16 protein-coding genes are annotated in these 17382 nt (G+C 32.0%); 3 read left to right on the plus strand and 13 right to left on the minus strand.

The features are described from left to right. The first annotated feature begins 139 nt into the window (after nt 1–139). Nucleotides 140–1042 (plus strand): TDT family transporter, encoded by a 903-nt coding sequence (locus RWL86_RS05795; protein WP_314077823.1) that lies wholly within the window; start codon nt 140–142, stop codon nt 1040–1042. A 54-nt stretch (nt 1043–1096) separates the two neighbouring features. Here RWL86_RS05795 and RWL86_RS05800 read toward each other — a convergent pair whose 3' ends face one another. From RWL86_RS05800 to RWL86_RS05815, 4 genes are all read right to left on the minus strand, one after another. Then, nucleotides 1097–1543 carry a hypothetical protein gene (locus RWL86_RS05800; RefSeq protein ID WP_314077825.1) on the minus strand — a complete coding sequence of 149 codons (447 nt, stop codon included), beginning with the start codon at nt 1541–1543 and terminating at the stop codon, nt 1097–1099. Nucleotides 1544–1554: 11 nt separating this feature from the next. Continuing rightward, the gene (locus RWL86_RS05805; protein ID WP_314077826.1) at nt 1555–2073 is read right to left on the minus strand and encodes a DUF6115 domain-containing protein; all 519 of its coding nucleotides are present in this window, start codon (nt 2071–2073) and stop codon (nt 1555–1557) included. Nucleotides 2074–2213: 140 nt separating this feature from the next. Beyond that, a complete protein-coding gene (locus tag RWL86_RS05810) occupies nt 2214–3407 on the minus strand; it encodes a toxic anion resistance protein (RefSeq protein ID WP_314077829.1) in 1194 nt (397 codons plus the stop codon). 12 nt (nt 3408–3419) lie between these two features. Further along, entirely contained in the window at nt 3420–4103 is a 684-nt protein-coding gene (locus RWL86_RS05815) for a 5-bromo-4-chloroindolyl phosphate hydrolysis family protein (protein WP_314077831.1), read from the minus strand. Nucleotides 4104–5059: 956 nt separating this feature from the next. Here RWL86_RS05815 and RWL86_RS05820 point away from each other — a divergent pair. Then, entirely contained in the window at nt 5060–5701 is a 642-nt protein-coding gene (locus RWL86_RS05820) for a thioredoxin domain-containing protein (RefSeq protein ID WP_314077835.1), read from the plus strand. Between the two features lie 162 nt (nt 5702–5863). Here RWL86_RS05820 and RWL86_RS05825 read toward each other — a convergent pair whose 3' ends face one another. From RWL86_RS05825 to RWL86_RS05855, 7 genes are all read right to left on the minus strand, one after another. Beyond that, nucleotides 5864–8485 carry a YfhO family protein gene (locus tag RWL86_RS05825; RefSeq protein ID WP_314077836.1) on the minus strand — a complete coding sequence of 874 codons (2622 nt, stop codon included), beginning with the start codon at nt 8483–8485 and terminating at the stop codon, nt 5864–5866. Next, nucleotides 8478–9419 (minus strand): glycosyltransferase PgfS, encoded by a 942-nt coding sequence (pgfS, locus tag RWL86_RS05830; RefSeq protein WP_314077837.1) that lies wholly within the window; start codon nt 9417–9419, stop codon nt 8478–8480. Before pgfS ends, RWL86_RS05825 begins: the two co-directional genes overlap by 8 nt. Nucleotides 9420–10066: 647 nt before the next feature. Beyond that, nucleotides 10067–10696: a TIGR01906 family membrane protein gene (locus RWL86_RS05835; RefSeq protein ID WP_314077840.1), complete on the minus strand. Its 630-nt coding sequence runs from the start codon at nt 10694–10696 to the stop codon at nt 10067–10069. A 2-nt stretch (nt 10697–10698) separates the two neighbouring features. Continuing rightward, nucleotides 10699–11478 carry a TIGR01457 family HAD-type hydrolase gene (locus tag RWL86_RS05840; protein WP_314077841.1) on the minus strand — a complete coding sequence of 260 codons (780 nt, stop codon included), beginning with the start codon at nt 11476–11478 and terminating at the stop codon, nt 10699–10701. Nucleotide 11479: 1 nt separating this feature from the next. Then, on the minus strand, nt 11480–12268 hold the full coding sequence (locus tag RWL86_RS05845; protein WP_314077843.1) for a YutD family protein: 789 nt from the start codon (nt 12266–12268) through the stop codon (nt 11480–11482). Between the two features lie 18 nt (nt 12269–12286). Then, entirely contained in the window at nt 12287–12775 is a 489-nt protein-coding gene (ybaK, locus tag RWL86_RS05850) for a Cys-tRNA(Pro) deacylase (RefSeq protein WP_314077845.1), read from the minus strand. Between the two features lie 133 nt (nt 12776–12908). Continuing rightward, nucleotides 12909–14486 carry a peptide chain release factor 3 gene (locus RWL86_RS05855; RefSeq protein ID WP_314077848.1) on the minus strand — a complete coding sequence of 526 codons (1578 nt, stop codon included), beginning with the start codon at nt 14484–14486 and terminating at the stop codon, nt 12909–12911. Between the two features lie 225 nt (nt 14487–14711). Here RWL86_RS05855 and nrdI point away from each other — a divergent pair, with 225 nt between their 5' ends. Then, nucleotides 14712–15176 (plus strand): class Ib ribonucleoside-diphosphate reductase assembly flavoprotein NrdI, encoded by a 465-nt coding sequence (gene nrdI, locus RWL86_RS05860; RefSeq protein ID WP_314077850.1) that lies wholly within the window; start codon nt 14712–14714, stop codon nt 15174–15176. 556 nt (nt 15177–15732) lie between these two features. On the opposite strand, the gene RWL86_RS05865 is transcribed toward nrdI, so the two are convergent. Both RWL86_RS05865 and RWL86_RS05870 read right to left on the minus strand, forming a co-directional pair. Continuing rightward, nucleotides 15733–16416 (minus strand): hypothetical protein, encoded by a 684-nt coding sequence (locus RWL86_RS05865; protein WP_314077852.1) that lies wholly within the window; start codon nt 16414–16416, stop codon nt 15733–15735. A gap of 145 nt (nt 16417–16561) precedes the next feature. Further along, a partial coding sequence (locus RWL86_RS05870) for a DUF1542 domain-containing protein (RefSeq protein ID WP_314077856.1) occupies nt 16562–17382 on the minus strand: 821 nt, incomplete at its 5' end.

Consider the following 17382-nt stretch of genomic DNA (forward strand, 5'->3'; position numbering starts at 1 on the left):
AAATCTATCAGATTTTAAAATAATTTAACGAAATAAAATGGATTTTTAATCACTCTCTTTTTAAGAAAGTTACAAATTTAAATGTTCCTGCATTCTATTTTGTGATATACTTTTCATAAAAAGTTTATTGGAGGATGTTATGAAAAAGTTACCTTTAGCCTTTTCTGGTTGCCTTCTTGGGTTAGCTGGCGCTGGAAATCTTATATCCGACTCAATCCCTGAGTTATCTCATACATTAAGTATCATGGGACTAGTCTTATGGATTTATTTTCTTGTTACACATTTACTAGATTGGAAAGAAGCCCAACAAGAATTAAAGAAACCACCTGTTTTATCAGGAATGGCTACTTTCCCTATGGCAGGAATGATTTTAGCTACTTATGTTCTACGTACAGTTCCAAGTGTATCTCTATTAGCACAAGTTCTTTGGTGGTTCTCATTCCTATTAGATATTGGACTAATCAGCTACTTCACAGTTCAACTACTTACTTCAAAGGATAAAATTTACGCAACTCCTAGTTGGACAGTTCTTTATGTTGGAATTGCAGTAGCAGCACTCACTTATCCTGTTGTAGGAATCATTGAAATTGCATATGCAACAATTATTTTTGGCTTTATCTTAACGTTTTATTTATATCCACGCATTTATCTAGATTTGAAGAAAAAGCCACTTCCAAATGAATTATTAGGACAAGAAGGAATTTATTGTGCTCCATTTTCGTTACTACTAGCTTCACTCGTACGTGTAGGTGGACATCAATTATTAACATACTCTATCATCATGATGATTATCTCATCTCAAATATTTTTCTTTTTAGTCTTAAGTCGCCTACCACAAATTTTAAAACAAGGATTTCAACCCGCATTTTCAGCTTTAACATTCCCAACCATTGTTACAGCAACCTCACTGAAAATGGCTCAAGGAATTTTACAAGTTTCTTTCCTTCATCTATTCGTTACAATTGAAACGCTTATTAGCTTAACAATCTTAATCTTCGTCTTATTTAGTTATCTAATCTGGACGAAAAAATCTTCAATATAAAACAAGAAAAGAGGTAAACACTATTTTCAAGTGTCTACCTCTTATTTTTATAGATTAACGTAAAGCTCCAATTGTACGAGCAATTTCTTCAAAACTACTATTTGGTTGGATTTCAAATGTTCCTGCCAAAATATTTTCTGCAATATTATTTTCTAATAAATAATCTACAAATGCTTTAGAATCAGTGATAACTCCTGCTTCTTTTAATTTACGAGCAACATCACTTGAAACTTCTCCACTTTCAACTGTAATTGTTACAGGTTTATCTGCAACTTTAGCAGTTGTTTTAGTAGTTGTTTCAGTTGTTTGTGTAGCTTGCGTTGTAGCTGCAGTTGTTTCTTCAGTCGTTTTAACAGTGTCTGTTACTAATGGTAAATGAACACTATCTAACTGACTTTTCAATGATTCAGGAACAAATGGCCATGCCACAGTTGCTAAAGCTAAGAAAATTGCTGATAAAAGGAAACCTACACCTAAAGAGCGAAATTTTGTTTTACTCATAATACCCCTCCTTAATGTGAATCTGATTCAAAATAGCTATCAATAACTAATTGAACAGTTGAAACTGGTACATTTAATTGTTCAGCAATTTCTTCATATGAACCACCATGACTAAATAGAGTCAAGATATGTTTACGAGTGATACTATGTAACTCTTCTTCCTCTTCTTCGTGTTGTGAAAAAGTTGGTTCAGTAAACGTTGGTTGTGGTTCAAACACTGGTTGAACTTCCTCTTCTTTTTCTTCAAATCTTGGAGTGAAAGTTGGTTCTGGCTCAACGACTGGTTGTGGAATAAATGTAAATTCTGGTTCAGGTTGAGGAGTATGCTCAACAGGAGCACGATAAATAGGTGTTCCTTCCAATTCTTGAATTTTTTTCTTTAAAGAATACACTTCTCGATTTAATTCTAATAAGCCTTCACTTAATTCATCTAATTCATCTTCATATTGATTGTCTTTTAAGAACAATGAAATGAATAAGAAAAATACTGCTAAAGCTAATAATGCTACTACTACGATCCAAACGTGCATTTTCTCACCTCATTAAAAATTTATTTACCTCTATTGTAATTAATGTTGGAAAAAATCGCAAGTTTATTTTATTACAAGCAGATTACATCTTTACTACTGAATCATAATTTAGCTTGAAACTCTAGAAAATATCTACCTTATTAATCTTGATGAATTTGTTTTTCCTTATGACTTAACACTAATAATTTTTGTCTTAAATCTTCTTCCATATTCGTTAATTCAACTTCAGCTTTTCTTCTTCTTGCTCTACCTTCTTGTTGAATCTTCAATGTTTCTTCTAATGTTTCAATTAAATCTTTTTGAGTTTTTTGTAATGTTTCTAAATCAATAATGCCTCGTTCATTTTCACGAGCAGTTTCAATTGTAGAAATTTTCAACATTTCTGAATTTTTTTGAATTAATTGATTTGTTGTTTCTGAAACTTGTCTTTGTGCCGTTACAGCATCTTTTTGACGTAATAATGTCATCGCAATCGCAATTTGGTTTTTCCATAATGGAATAGTTGTTGTAATCGATGATTGAATTTTTTCAGCTAATGCTTGGTTTGTATTTTGAATTAAACGAATTTGTGGTGCTTGTTGAATCGTCATTTGTCTTGTTAATTTCAAGTCATGATTTCTTTTTTCTAGGCGGTCTAGGAATTGTTCTAAGTCATTTACGACTTGTACATCCATTTGGTCTCCTGTTACACGTGCTTTTTCTAAAGCTTCAGGAATTAATGTTTCTTGTAATTCCGCTAATTTTAATTCTCCAGCTGCAATATAAATATTTAAAGCATCAAAGAAATCTTTATTACGTTGATATAATTGTTCCAATGATAAATTATCATTTAATAAACCATTTTTCTCATGGTCTAAACGAATTGCAATTTTATCGACTTGTGATCCCACTTCTTGATATTTAGCTTGCATTTCATAAATGCTCTTCTTAATTTTTCCAAAGAATTTTTGGAAGAATCCTTGATTTTCAGCTACTAAATCATTTGGGTCAGTTTCATTTAAACGCTCCATTAAGTCGTTTAAAATATCCCCAATTTCTCCTGTATCTTTTGCTTGCACATGAGAAAGCATTTGATGAGAAAATTCCCCTAATTGTTTTTGAGCTGCAGCCCCATAACTAATAATCGCTTGTAAATTTTTTTCATCAATTTGCTTTGCTAATGCACGAGCTTGTTCTTGATGTTTTTCATCCAATGTATCGATTAATTTTTTGGGACTAGCTTCCGTTTGTGTTGCTGGAAAATCGTGAGACACTTCTGATAATGGTGTTACACTCACTTGTTCTCCAAATGGATTTTGAATTAAATCTTCTACTGTTGTTTGTTTTTCTGTCATGTATATTTCCTCCTAAAAGTCTTCAAACTCTTCTTTTTGAGATTGCTTTTGAATATATTCCTTTTCTAAATTTAAATCATTAAAATCTTGCGCTTGGAATTTTTGATAGTCAGCTTCAATTTGTAGACAACAGTCATCTATGAAGTCCATCGTTTGATCCAACATTTGGTAAGTTTCCTGTGTTTTAGAGATATGTTGTTCGATTTCAACATATTTTCCCATCATTTCTTCTAAACCTGGTAAGTACGTATTTAAAAACTTATCAACGGTATGTAATCGTTCGGGATGTTGGACAATTTCTTTGAAATAATCTTTTAAAACGGTCACGACTTGATAACGATTCGCAATGGCTTCTAGTTTATTATTTTGTTTCGTATAAGCTTCGATTTGTTGAATTTGACCTTTTGCTCGATTCATTTTTTCTCTAAAGAAAGCAACATCGCTTTCTGTTAGACCTGCCTTCTCATAAATTTCTTGTTGTTTCTCTGATGGGCCTTGTAATTCTTTTTCCTTATGTAGGTATGTTTTCCAATTTGGTGGATTCATTTCTTTACGGAATAGTACGTAGAAAAATATTCCATAACATAATAGAATAAATAGAAACATTTCTGCAGAACTATGCATTCTTACAAAAACTTTTGAACTGACTGCTACAAAGAAAAATAGCTTAATAGCTTGAATAATATGTTTCTTCATAAGACTTCTCCTTTATCAACTCTCTTAGGAAAATTATAGCATATTCTCATCCTACGACAATGGGACAAAAGTATGATTTCGTAATTTCTCTAAATAAATACTATAGAAAAAATTTTGTAGCTAGTAAAGGACGCCAGCAGCTTCGCATTGCGAATCTCATGGCTAAACTTTGAGCCTTGGTCTCAAAGTTTCCTCTAATAAAATCTGATATATCAGATTTTATTACTACTAGTACCAAATTTTTTCTATAGTATTTTTTATCGTTAGTAAACAATTTTCTGAAACCTTTCATTAAAACCGCTTTCAAAAAAAATAAATTTATAGTATAATGAACGTATAAAATAATAAAGGAGTTGGTTTTAATGTGTAAGATTAAGTCTTTGACGAAAGATGATAAATTGTTTTCAATCCTTCTTGTTTTCAATTTACTATTGTCTTATTTTACTGGATATTCATTTCTGTGGATGCTCTATGAATTTTTCGTAGCAACAGGGATTTATTATTTATGTTGTAAATCATCTCTAAGTAAAAAGTTTTCTAAAGTAACAAAAGCTTTTATAGGTTTCTGCCTAGTTGCTCTTTTAATCGCTCCACCATTATTTATTTTTAAAAATAACGCTTGGATTTACCGAACAAGCGAATCTATCGAACAAACAATTTTTAACCGCCTATAAGTAAATATTAAAGAAAAAAGATTTTGTAGCTTGCAAAGGACGCCAGTAGCCCCTTACGGGTCTCTTGGCTAAAATTTGAGCCTTGGTCTCAAATTTTCCTCTAATAAAATCTGATAAATCAGATTTTATTACTGCTAGTACAAAATTTTTTTCTTTAATATTTTTTTCTCGTTACTAAACTATTTTTCGCTAATAACATTTTCATAAAAAGTAAGAAAACTCTTTCATTTTCAAGAAATAGTGCTATACTTTAATCATAAATTAGTAAAGGGTGTGGGTGTAATGTCTAAAGTTAAATATTTAACAAAAGGTGATTGTATATTCTTAATTATTCTTTTAGCTTATATGATATTTAATTATTTCGTTAGTGAATTTTCACTACTATGGATTTTTTTTCAATTTCTTGTAGCATCTGGATATTATTTTGTATTCCTAAAAGATCACTTCTTAAAAAATTGGAGTCCACGAAAAAAATTAATTGCATCCTATATTGGTGTTGTTATAATGTTATGTTTCGTTAATCCTCGTATTCTTGTTTCAAATGACAACACTTTAGTTTATCGCTCCAGTGAGTATGTACAAGCCACACGTCATTTTGTTCAACTAGACAATTCGACTATTCAGAATGAAATGGATACTCAAAAGAAACAGATTCGTTTTGTTTATGTTGGACGTGAAACTTGTCCGTATTGTAGGGAATTTGCTCCAAAATTAAGAAAGGCTGCAAGAAGTATTAATGCTACAATTTATTATATTGATACGGAAAATAAGACGGATGAATTAGCAAAGTTTGCAGAACAATATCATATTGATTCTATTCCTACATTATTAGTCTTTAAAGACGGTCAATTACAAGAAACTTTATCAAACAGTAGCGATATCAGCCTAAACGACCTCAAAGAATTTTTTAAGAATCATAAGTAAAGATAAGACTTATATTAGTAGCATACGTAAAAGAAGCCACAAATCGTTGTGGCTTCTTTTACTGGAAAATTTGAGACCTAGGCTCAAATTTTAGCCATGAGATTCGCTTTGCGAAGCTGCTGGCGTCCATTGCTACATATATTAAAGTCTTTTTCTAAAAAACTATATCCACTTCTTGTAAATCAAACCAAGTAATACAATAAATGATACGATAGAAATCACAACTCCTACAAACCATCCTTCTGGAATGAAACTTAATTCAATTGTGTGTTCTCCATTCGCAATCGCAAAACCTAGTAAACTATTCCAAATTTTTCTTGTTTCAACGACTTTTCCATCGACTTTTACAATCCAACCTTTATCGTATGGAATTGAAGTGAACATGACACTACTGTCATCTGTAATTGTAACGCTACCTTGAATATGAGAATTATCCCAATGAGTCAGTTGCAATGCTTGAATTTGACGTTCCTGAATAAAACGATTGGAAACAGAGCGATTAGATTTAACCAATCGAACGCCACTAAAGGAATAATCTTCGTCTGTATTCACTTCGATTTTAAATTCAATTGGCTTATCCATTGATTGCGAAGCAATATTGACGAATTGAGTCGCTTGATAATTATTTAGGAAATGATATTCTTCTCCATTCAGAAAAATTCGAATAAGATTTGTATCCGTTCTTGAAAAACGGGTTGGTAACGTAACCCAATATTCTTCATCTGTTTGTGGCATTAAATGATAGGTGATACTAGCTGGTTTACTTGAATCAATTCTACGATATGTTTCTGTTCGATCGGTTACTTGAAAATTATCTGTCGTAATATCATTTGCTGCTAACATTTCCAAGTATTTCTCTTGTTCTCCTAGTTGAGCCATTGTAATTTTATTGTATGTTTGAATCGGTTGATTCATTCTTAATTCTAATGAAGCTAATTTTTCATTCACTCCGAATGCTATTGGAAGGGTTTGTGGAATTTGAAATACTTCTGTACGCTCTTCTTCATAAACAACTGGCGTGTTTTCTGTTAAATCTAAACGAGTTGCATAGTTTCCAAATACATACATTTTACTTGTATCTGGATAATCTTTCGTGTAGACGGGCTTGGGTGTCATCCAATATTTCAAACTAAAAATGGCATCACTTAATGGTGTTCCATAGTAATAAGTGGTCGCATTAATGCCGGTATTGCCTAATTGTTCAAATAAATCTCTTGTGGCATTTTCAAGATTAGAACTAAATACGGACATTCCTGGATAGTCTGCCATAAAGGGATCATTTTTACTTAAATGGAAGCTTCCTTGAATACGATAAAATTCCTTATCATTTGGTCGAATAGGTGCTACTGCTGTTTGTAATTGTTTGACTGCATCTTGATATTTATATGCATCCGTATATCCTACTCTCGATTGGACAATCGTTGCATTCATCATTAATTCAATCGCTGTGACTGTTGCTAAAAATGCCCATCTTTTATTAATTTGAGGCCATACTAAAATCGATAACATTACAAATATTAATGCTACTGTCGCAATTTTTTGTGGAACAATTAGGAAGGAATATTGTCTACTCATTACGATAGCAAACAGTACTAATGTCCCTCCTGCAATAACGATAGACGGTTTCCAATGTAATTGATCGACTTCTCTTAAGGCTAAATATGCTAAATAGACTAAGAAAAACGCCATAATCCAAGAGAATCGATAGAAGAATCCTGCTGGATTTTGTCCCATATGCCATAATTTACTCGTAAATTCATGGACACAAGATAGGATAAAAATAGCTAGAACAAAAAGTGAAGCTACTTTCTCTCTGCGTTGAATAGTAGGACTGATAAAATAATAAATCGTCCCCATTATTCCTAGTGAGCCCACATAAATATTTGGTAAATTTGGACCTGCTGGCCAAGAAGAATTATCAAATGCTCCTAAAAATAATTTAGAAAAAATATCTAGAGGATCAATTTGTAATTTCCATTCAAATAATAACTTACTTTCAAGTCCACCCTTAGTTGAAACTAAACTCATCAAAATCGGAACAAGAATAAATGCCACTAATCCAACAGCTAAAATCGAATAAAATCCTAGTTGAAGTAATTGAAGAAATCCTTGTTTCAACGTTCTATCTTTTGATTTAAATAAGTAAAATAAGGCATAGATGACTACAAAAATACAAATCATATATCCCATGTAAAAATGCAGTAATAACGCTAAAGCTAACAATAGAACATACCGTTTAGCACCTGTTCTATCCAACACTTCTTCTACACCCATTAATACAAGTGGCAACATAATCATGCCATCATAAAAGATTGGATTCATTTGATAACTGACATTAAAACCATTCAGAGCATACAAACTTCCAAATATAGGAAGAAATGCTGGATTTTTTTCTAACCCATTATATCTCTTCACAAAGAAATGTGTCCAAGTAAGTCCCATCACTCCGTAACGAAGACCAATAGTTAACATCACTGCCCATTGAAAATTTTGTTCTGAAAAGAAGAAATACAATAGATTAAATGGACTAATTAAATTAAATCCCCAAATTCCAAGCATTCCTCCGCCAATGGATTTTGAAAAGGAATAGAAAAAGCTATTCCAATCCCCATTTAAGAAGAAATGTTTCAAATAAGCATATAAACCAATATATTGCGCATTAAAATCTACTGCCATTAGTGATTTTGCACCAAATGGGAAAAATCCATTAATGATCCACGAAACAAGCATAATGCCAATTGGCAGGAAGAAGCTTGCTAAGTAAACAACTTTCTTTTTACTCATCTTTCTCCTCCTCAAAATTCGTTTTATCCACTAAATAGTGAGGACGTTTTTTCACTTCATAATAAATTTTCCCGATATATTCTCCTAATACTCCAATTGAAATTAACTGAATTCCCCCTAGTAAGACAACTGCGAAAATCGTTGTAAAATAGCCACTCACTAAGGAACTTGGATCAATGAGATATTTAATAAACATCCACACGATATATAGCACAGATATTAATAAACAACCTAATCCTAAATTAATACACGCACGTAATGGTTTATCATTAAACGATAAAATCCCTTGAATCGCATAATTCCATGAAAATTTCAAGGAATATTTCGTTTCTCCAATTTCACGTACATGATTTTCATATTCAATTACTTTCTCCTTGAAACCAATCCATGAGAAAAGTCCTTTTGAAAAACGGTTATATTCATTCAATGATAAAATCGCTCGTACAGCTTTTCGACTAAATAAACGAAACTCAGAAATTCCATCTGTTAAACGTGTATCCATTAGTCGGTTCGCTAATTTATAAAAACGATTCGCTAGAAAGGTACGAAATTGGCTTTCACCTGTTCTTGTCCTACGACCGCTGACGACATCATAGCCTTCACGGTAAGCTTCAATCATTTGAGGAACAAGTGCAGGTGGATGTTGTAAATCTCCATCCATTAAAATAACGGCTTCACCCGTTGCATATTGTAATCCAGCAATTGTTCCAGCTTCTTTCCCAAAATTACGACTAAAACTCAAGTAACGAACTCTCTCATCATTTTTGGCAATTTCTAATATTTTTTCAAAAGTTTTATCTTTACTTCCATCATCAATTAAAATAATTTCAAATTCTTCTGTTGTTTGTTGATTTAGTACATGAACTAATTCACTGTACATTTTTTCAATCATTCTTTCCTCATTATAAAAAGGAATCACTACTGATATTTTCATACTTTCTCCCTCGGTCATTATTCTCTCCTCGTTATCATACCATGTTTTAATTTTTTTTAGTATGACAAAAGTGTATTTAACAAATAAAATCCATAAAAAATAACTAAGTAACACATTGCTACTTAGTTATTTTGGATTTTTCAGGTTCTATATTTATCAAATTTTTTTCGAATAAAATAGATATGAGTTATTCCCAGAATGAGAATGATTAGAAAAGCATAATCTAATTTAGTATAGGCAATACAGTAGATACATATACATATGATAACTGAACGAAATAAATTCCATTTAGAATTGGAAGAATCATTACCCCAGTTCTTAAAAATATATATTGTAAGAACTAAAAAACAACTCCAACATAATACTTGCCCACTTATAAATAAAATAGGATATTCCATATCGAAATTCTGTCTTAATTGTGTATTTGCCAGAAGCGCAACAACAGTAGCCAAAATGGACAAAATTCCAGTTGAATAAATTTTCATTTGTACACACCTACCTTTTATTCTATTATTCAATAATTATACCTCTTTCTTTTACTTTATTATAAAACGTTAACCGCTTTCAAACAAGTGTTAACTTGTATTTATTATGTCAAATTCCATACAAAAAGCACTTAGCTTCTTTGAACTAAGTGCTTAAAATATTTACATCTGTTCTTGCTTTCGAATCCATCTCCGTATCCCCATAATCCCAAAGACAAGCCATAAAAATACGATTAAAAAGCAAATCATAAAAAATTCTTCTGGCAATACTTCTATAATGGGATCTAATCGTGGATCAAATATCCATGCTGAATTATGGAAAAATAATTCGTGGAATTTTACAAAAATAACATCAAAAAAACTCACTAAACATACGACAAATAACAGTGTTGCATACAATATTCCTTTTAATGGAGTGAGTAATAGGAATAATTTTCTTTCTTTTTTTAACCTTCTTATCAAAACAAGTGAAACAATCGTAGAAATCACTGCAATGACAAAATTAATCATGAATAATCGTTTCACTTCTTCAAAATGAAATAATCCTTGAGGAGAACTCGGAAAATCTGGCATCACTAATTCCTTAATCCATGGTCTTGTTAAATAAGAAATTAAGACATGATAATTCTCCATTAATGTTGCTGTAGAAATTCCACTATGCTGTTCTAAGCCAAATAACAGAATAACTCCTCGAAATAATGGTTCAAAAAAGATGACAAAGGTAATCGCTGTACTTAATAAGAACAGTGCTATTACAATCGAAAAACTCCATCTTTTAATGGTTGTAGACATTGTTATACCTTCCACTCACTTAAATTATTCACTAGATGAGTAGGTTGTGCTACTCCTTCTAAATCTTCTCTTGTAGAAAATCCTGTTAACACCATTAATGTATCCATTCCATACTGAATCCCAGCTTGAATATCTGTTTGGTAGTTATCGCCCACCATTGCAATATCTTCTTTAGTAAAATGTTGCTCTGGATATTGTTGATTTAAATAGTTCAAAGCGGATTCCATAATAATACTACTTGGTTTTCCCATCACAATTGGGTCTTGTTGTGTAGACATTTTTAAAAATGCTGTAATAGATCCAGATCCTGGAATAAATCCTTTTTCACTTGGAAGATTAGAGTCGATATTTGTTACAACAAATTTTGCACCTGCACGAATCGCTAAAGTAGCAGCTTCTAATTCAGCGTAAGTTGTATCACGATTTAGCGATTGTAATACAACGTCTGGATTTTCTCCTACAAGTTCATATCCTCGTTCCACTGCTTGAGTTTTTAATGCTTCTTCTCCGACAATCATTATTTTTTTGCCAAAGTTATGACTGTCTAAAAAGTCCATAGCAGCAACTCCACTTGTATACACTTCATTTTTTGTCACTTCTACTCCATAATTTTCTCTCAAATTATCAGCGACTTGTTGTGGTGTTTTTGTAGCATTATTCGTTACAAATAAAAATGGAATATTGGCTTTTTGTAAGCGACGAATAAAGTCTTCTGCAGTTGGAATACGTTCTTTTCCTTTGTACATTGTTCCATCTAAATCAATAAAATATGCTTTATACATGCTAATTCCCTCTTTTTTGTGGTTTTTCTCGAATATCAAATCTCTTATTAGGATGATTATTTTTTTGCTTCATTGGTGCATTTTTTTGAAATTTTGTTTGATCGACTTCCTTCATTGAAAAATTACGATTTTGACGTTTATTTTTCATTGGTTGTAGTGAAGATTGACTCTCTAGATGTAAACTTTCTTTATGCGTCATTTCTTTCAAACCAAAATCTTGTTTGGGTGCTTCTTTCACATCAAAATTACGTTTTTTAGAATTAAAACGATTATTTTTTTGTGAATTTCCTTTAAATGTTCTTTCTTCTATTCGTTCATTGTTAAAACGCTTCGAGTTTCTCTTTTGTTGTTTATTTTTTGGACGTTTTGGAATTCCTTCTTCTTCTACCGCTACTGGTTTTACATTTGGATCTCTCTGGAGTACAAAATAACGACATCCAAAATTACAAAATTCGTATAAATACTCTTGTAAACAAGCAATATCCTTATCCGGAGTAGCTAGTCGATTTTTTGATTCATAAAATCCTTTTAGACGTAATTTTTCATGTCCCCAGTCACCAACAATATATTCATATTTATCAAAGATATCTTGGTAACGTGCATTAAAGGCATCTAATTCAAATCCTTTACGATAATCCTCAACAATTTCATAATGGACTTCTTTAATTTTGACATGAGTTTCGTCTACCCAAAATACGACACGTTCCACTTCCTGTTCTTGTGGTGCAACGATTTCTTCTAAAACTTCATTTAGTTCAGTCATTGTTGTTTCTTCTTTTACTTCGCTCATATAAAATCCTTTCTTCGGTTAATTTTCTAGATTATCAAACCATTCCGCTCTCGTTAGCCGTTGTAAATCTTGTGGTTTTAATTCCATTTGAATTCCTCTCTTACCTGCAGAAACTCGAATCGTCTCTTGTTCTTTAGCACGTAAGTCAATATAAGTTGGAAAACTTTTCTTCATTCCGACAGGTGAACATCCCCCTCGAATATATCCAGTCAAACTTTCTAATTGAGCTACTGGGATTAGCTCTACTTTTTTATTTTTAGAAGCTTTCGCTAAAGCTTTCAAATTCAATTCATGGTCAGCTGCAACACAGGCTACTAAATACCCCGTTTTATCGCCATGTAAAACAATTGTTTTGTATACTTGATCCACAGAAATCCCCATTTGTTCACTCACATGAACGGCATCTAAATGTTCTTCATCCCATTCATATTCAAAAATTTGATACTGAACTTTTTGACGTTCTACCATACGAATGGCATTTGTTTTAATATTTGCTTTCTTTTTCATAATCTCCAACTCCTACTGCATTAGTGTATCATATTTTCGCTTGAAAATCAGTTAGATTTCCCTAAAACATTCCTTACACGAAAGAAAACCGTAGAGAAAGAAACATTCTCGTTCTTCCTCTACGGTAGTTTTATTAGAATAATGATTTTAATTCAATCGATGGGTGTTTGTCTTTAAACCAATTCAATGCAAATTGATTTTCAAATAAGAATACTGGCTGATCAAATCTGTCTCGACATAATAAGTTACGACTTGAAGACATATTTGGATCTAAGTCTGCTTCATCAATCCAACGAGCAATTTTGCTACCAATTGGAGTCATTACAACTTCCGCATTATATTCATTCATTAAACGATATTGGAATACTTCAAATTGTAATTGACCAACAGCTCCAAGAATATATTCTCCTGTATGGTAAGTTTTATATAATTGGATAGCTCCTTCTTGTACTAACTGCTCAATTCCTTTATGGAATGATTTTTGTTTCATTACATTTTTAGCAGCTACTTTATTGAATAATTCCGGTGTAAATTGTGGAAGTGGTTCAAATTGAATCGCTTGTTTTCCACTATAAATCGTATCTCCAATTTGGAAATTCCCTGTATCATATAACCCGATAATATCCCCAGCAACCGCTGCTTTTACTGTTTCACGAGCATCTGCCATAAATTGCGTTGTATGAGATAATTTCATTTTCTTTTGAGAACGATTGACGGTAATATCCATTCCCGGTGTAAATTCTCCCGAACAAATTCGAACAAACGCAATACGATCTCGGTGAGCCGGATTCATATTTGCTTGAATTTTGAAAATAAATCCACTAAATTGTTCTTCTAATGGTTCAACTTTTTCTCCAGATTCTGTTTTCTTAGCTGAAGGACTTGGTGCAAAATCAACAAAGGCATCTAAAAATGTTTGAACACCAAAACCTGTTAAGGCAGAACCGAAGAATACTGGTGTTAATTTTCCATTCGCAATCGCTTCTTCACTAAAGTCATTTCCTGCTTCTAATAATAATTGAGCATCTTCAATGGCTTGTTCATATAAAGTCGATTGTTTGAACGCATAATCCCCTTCAACTTCTCCATCCTCATTTAATGGTAAGAAGTCATTATCCCCATTTTCTTCAGGATGCATTAATTCTACACGTTTGTTATAAATATCGTATAGTCCTAAAAATGTTTTTCCCATCCCCATTGGCCAGTTCATTGGATAAGCATCAATACCTAATACTTCTTCTAATTCGGCAATCAACTCTAATGGTTCACGACCATCACGGTCTAATTTATTAATAAATGTAAAAATTGGAATCCCACGCATACTACAAACTTCGAATAATTTCTTCGTTTGTGGCTCAATCCCTTTCGCACTGTCAATAACCATGACCGCACTGTCTACCGCCATTAATGTACGATACGTATCTTCAGAAAAGTCCTCGTGTCCTGGTGTATCTACGATATTAATATGATTCCCATCATATTCCACTTGCATTACAGAACTTGTTACAGAAATCCCACGTTGTTTTTCAATTTCCATCCAGTCTGATTTTGCGAATTTACCAGTTTTTTTCCCTTTAACCGTACCTGCTTGACGAATCGCTCCACCATATAATAATAATTGTTCAGTAATCGTTGTTTTCCCCGCATCCGGGTGAGAAATAATGGCAAAAGTCTTACGTGAAGAAACTTCTGCTGCTAATTGATTTGACATGTATTTATCTCCACTTCTATATTTTTTTAATCGTTTTTGAGTATTATAGCTGATTTTACATGTTTTTAACTCCACTTCTATATTTTCAAACGTTTCTTTAGTATTATAGCTGATTTTACAGTATTTGAAAAGCAAGGTCTTACGCATTTTCACATTTCAAGATTCAAGAAACTCCATTGTTTTTTCATTTATTTATGCTATGATATTATTAAAGGGAGGGATTTTATGACTCAATCATTATCAATCGCATATATTAGCTTAACAGGGAATACTCATAGTTTTGTTACAAAATTAATCGAGTATTTTAAATTTCAACAATCCTCTTTACAAATCCAATTAATCAATGTTAAAGATATCATTCGGGATCATACAGAATTTTTTGAATTAGAGCATCCTACCATTGCATTTCTTCCAACTTATTTAGAAGGTGGAAATGGTGTTGATAACGGGGATACTGAAATTCTAACTAATCCTCTTGGAGATTTCCTTGCCTATCATGATAATTACAAAAAATGTTTTGGCATTGTCGGTAGTGGAAATCGAAACTTTAACAAACAATTTTGTTTAACCGCTCGTCAATATTCTGAGAGATTTCACTTCCCTGTATTAGACGAATTCGAATTACGAGGAAGTCAAAGAGATATCGAACGAATTGGACAAATGATACTTGAAAAATTGAATACTATATAGAAAAGAGACGATTTTACTCGTCTCTTTTGTTAAATAAATTCCGAAATTTTTAACTCTTTATTCCATACTATCTCTTTTATTTATTCTTAAATTCAATTTATTCACATTTTTTCATTTTTCTGTTATAATGACCTTAAAAGTAAGGGGAAACCTTTAATAGTTCCCCCTAAGTAAAAAGTATACTAGCGGACTAGTTTTAAGACTATTTTAGCAATTGCCGTTGCTAGAATTATTAGTTTTATTACTATTTCCGCTTTTTTGTTTGGCTCGATATTATCAAACCATTCAAAAAATTTTCTCATACTTTTCACCCCCTCTCTTTTAAGGATGGGGTAGGGTCAAAGATGTTTCCTTGACCTTAACTCTATTATATAACATATCATTTAACTTCTCTATTAAAACAATTACTAATCTGTATATTCTAAGAAACACAAACTTTTGTCACAAGAGATTATTTCAATTTACTCCTCTTCTACTTCTTACTTTTAAAATAGAAGCAGTTCATTACTATTGGTAAATACTTTATTATACGCTTATTTACACCACATAAAAGACATTATGAAATTGTCCATGTCCCCATCTTTTTAGTACTAGATTTTAAAGCATTAGCGATTGAAGCATCCACTTCTAAACTTTCTAATTCTTTTGGAATCACAATTTTTTCTAAGAAAATAGCTGATTCATTTACAAATCCTTCTTGTATAAATCTATCATCTTTTAGAACATACTGTATAGCCATTCTACTAGCTGAAGAAACTGTATTCCGTATTTCTAATAAATTTTTCGATACTTTATAAGAGTCATTCCCAATTTGAACATAAACAAAATTTCTATCTTTTCCTAGGTAAACAACTTCTTCTTGTAGTTGAGTCTTTTGATACAATTGTTCCGGATATTGACTGGGATTATTTTTTCCACGATAACTTTCCTGTTCAAAAACAGAATAATGTTCTTTTGAAAATGGCTTTCGTACATACTCACGTACAGCTGGCGTTAGTTGGCTCATCCACTGTATTGTAGAATGATACTGTAAAAAATTTCCTCCTAAATAAATACCCGTTGGAATGATATAACACATCGCTAATATAAGACTAATGATTTTTTGCTTTTTATTCGCATATAAAACCATCACCCATAAAAAGAATAACGTTAAAGCTACTCCAATAATTCCTAACCAAAACTTGTCATAATAAAATTTTTCCGCATCTACAAATGTTTGATACAAATCTACTTCATTCATACACTTCTCCCCTTTAGTACCATTCATTATACTTCTAACAGGAATTCTTGAAAAGGATCAATACAAATATATTTATAAAAAAATCCTGTCGGTGATTTCTCACCAACAGGATTTATCGAATCGTTATAGAATTTTTATTCTAATATTACTCTTCTTCTTTTTTCTTTGATGTAGCTACAAGACCTAGACTTGCTAACACAGTCATTGCTGCTGAACCAAAGATTGAAATTTCGTTACCCGTACCAGTATTTGGTAATACTTTTTGATTTGAACCTTTTATTTCTTGAGATGTATTTGAAGGATTTTCTTTTACATCTTCAGTTTGAGTTACAGCAGGTTGTTCTGAATTATTAGAAGGGACTACTTCTGGTTTTGAATCTTCTTGAGTATTATTTTGTTGTTTATCCTCTTTAGAGTTTTCAACAACTTCAACTGGGACAAATACTGTTGCTTCTGTTCCATCTACTAATCTTAACGTTACTTTAGCAAACTTTGTACCTACTGTAGTTGTATCAGGTAAGTCTATGCTAATCACTGTAACATTCTCTGGTAAGTTGAGTTTAGCGATGATATCAGCTTGAGTAATTGCTTTTCCAAGTTCAACTTTTACAACTCCTGTAATTGATGCTTGGATGTATGCTTCAAGGTTGAAAGTTGGTCTATCAACTACTAACGCATCTTGATCAATTTGATATAAGAATGGTCTTAGAGCTTTTTCAATAGCTTCGATATCTATTGCTTTATCAATTGCATCCTTCGCTGCTTTTGCTTCTTCTCTTGCCAATGCTTTCGCCTTAACTTTTTCTTCAGGAGTTAAATCTGTTCTTTCATCAATTTCTTTTTCTTTATTGGCTAATGCCTCTTCCACAGCTTTCTTAGCTTCTTCTTTAGCACCTACTGGATTGATTTTCGCAATTTTATCTAACCCATTGTCTAAAACTTTTTTGATGTCATCTGAAGTTGTTG

Source organism: uncultured Granulicatella sp. (genome assembly GCF_963515095.1).
Classification (GTDB): domain Bacteria; phylum Bacillota; class Bacilli; order Lactobacillales; family Aerococcaceae; genus Granulicatella.

Excerpts from the sequence above, each read along its gene's own strand:
- RWL86_RS05795 (WP_314077823.1), top strand. The coding sequence starts at position 140 with ATGAAAAAGTTACCTTTAGCCTTTTCTGGTTGCCTTCTTGGGTTAGCT.
- RWL86_RS05800 (WP_314077825.1), bottom strand. The coding sequence starts at position 1,543 with ATGAGTAAAACAAAATTTCGCTCTTTAGGTGTAGGTTTCCTTTTATCA.
- RWL86_RS05805 (WP_314077826.1), bottom strand. The coding sequence starts at position 2,073 with ATGCACGTTTGGATCGTAGTAGTAGCATTATTAGCTTTAGCAGTATTT.
- RWL86_RS05810 (WP_314077829.1), bottom strand. The coding sequence starts at position 3,407 with ATGACAGAAAAACAAACAACAGTAGAAGATTTAATTCAAAATCCATTT.
- RWL86_RS05815 (WP_314077831.1), bottom strand. The coding sequence starts at position 4,103 with ATGAAGAAACATATTATTCAAGCTATTAAGCTATTTTTCTTTGTAGCA.
- RWL86_RS05820 (WP_314077835.1), top strand. The coding sequence starts at position 5,060 with ATGTCTAAAGTTAAATATTTAACAAAAGGTGATTGTATATTCTTAATT.
- RWL86_RS05825 (WP_314077836.1), bottom strand. The coding sequence starts at position 8,485 with ATGAGTAAAAAGAAAGTTGTTTACTTAGCAAGCTTCTTCCTGCCAATT.
- pgfS (WP_314077837.1), bottom strand. The coding sequence starts at position 9,419 with ATGAAAATATCAGTAGTGATTCCTTTTTATAATGAGGAAAGAATGATT.
- RWL86_RS05835 (WP_314077840.1), bottom strand. The coding sequence starts at position 10,696 with ATGTCTACAACCATTAAAAGATGGAGTTTTTCGATTGTAATAGCACTG.
- RWL86_RS05840 (WP_314077841.1), bottom strand. The coding sequence starts at position 11,478 with ATGTATAAAGCATATTTTATTGATTTAGATGGAACAATGTACAAAGGA.
- RWL86_RS05845 (WP_314077843.1), bottom strand. The coding sequence starts at position 12,268 with ATGAGCGAAGTAAAAGAAGAAACAACAATGACTGAACTAAATGAAGTT.
- ybaK (WP_314077845.1), bottom strand. The coding sequence starts at position 12,775 with ATGAAAAAGAAAGCAAATATTAAAACAAATGCCATTCGTATGGTAGAA.
- RWL86_RS05855 (WP_314077848.1), bottom strand. The coding sequence starts at position 14,486 with ATGTCAAATCAATTAGCAGCAGAAGTTTCTTCACGTAAGACTTTTGCC.
- nrdI (WP_314077850.1), top strand. The coding sequence starts at position 14,712 with ATGACTCAATCATTATCAATCGCATATATTAGCTTAACAGGGAATACT.
- RWL86_RS05865 (WP_314077852.1), bottom strand. The coding sequence starts at position 16,416 with ATGAATGAAGTAGATTTGTATCAAACATTTGTAGATGCGGAAAAATTT.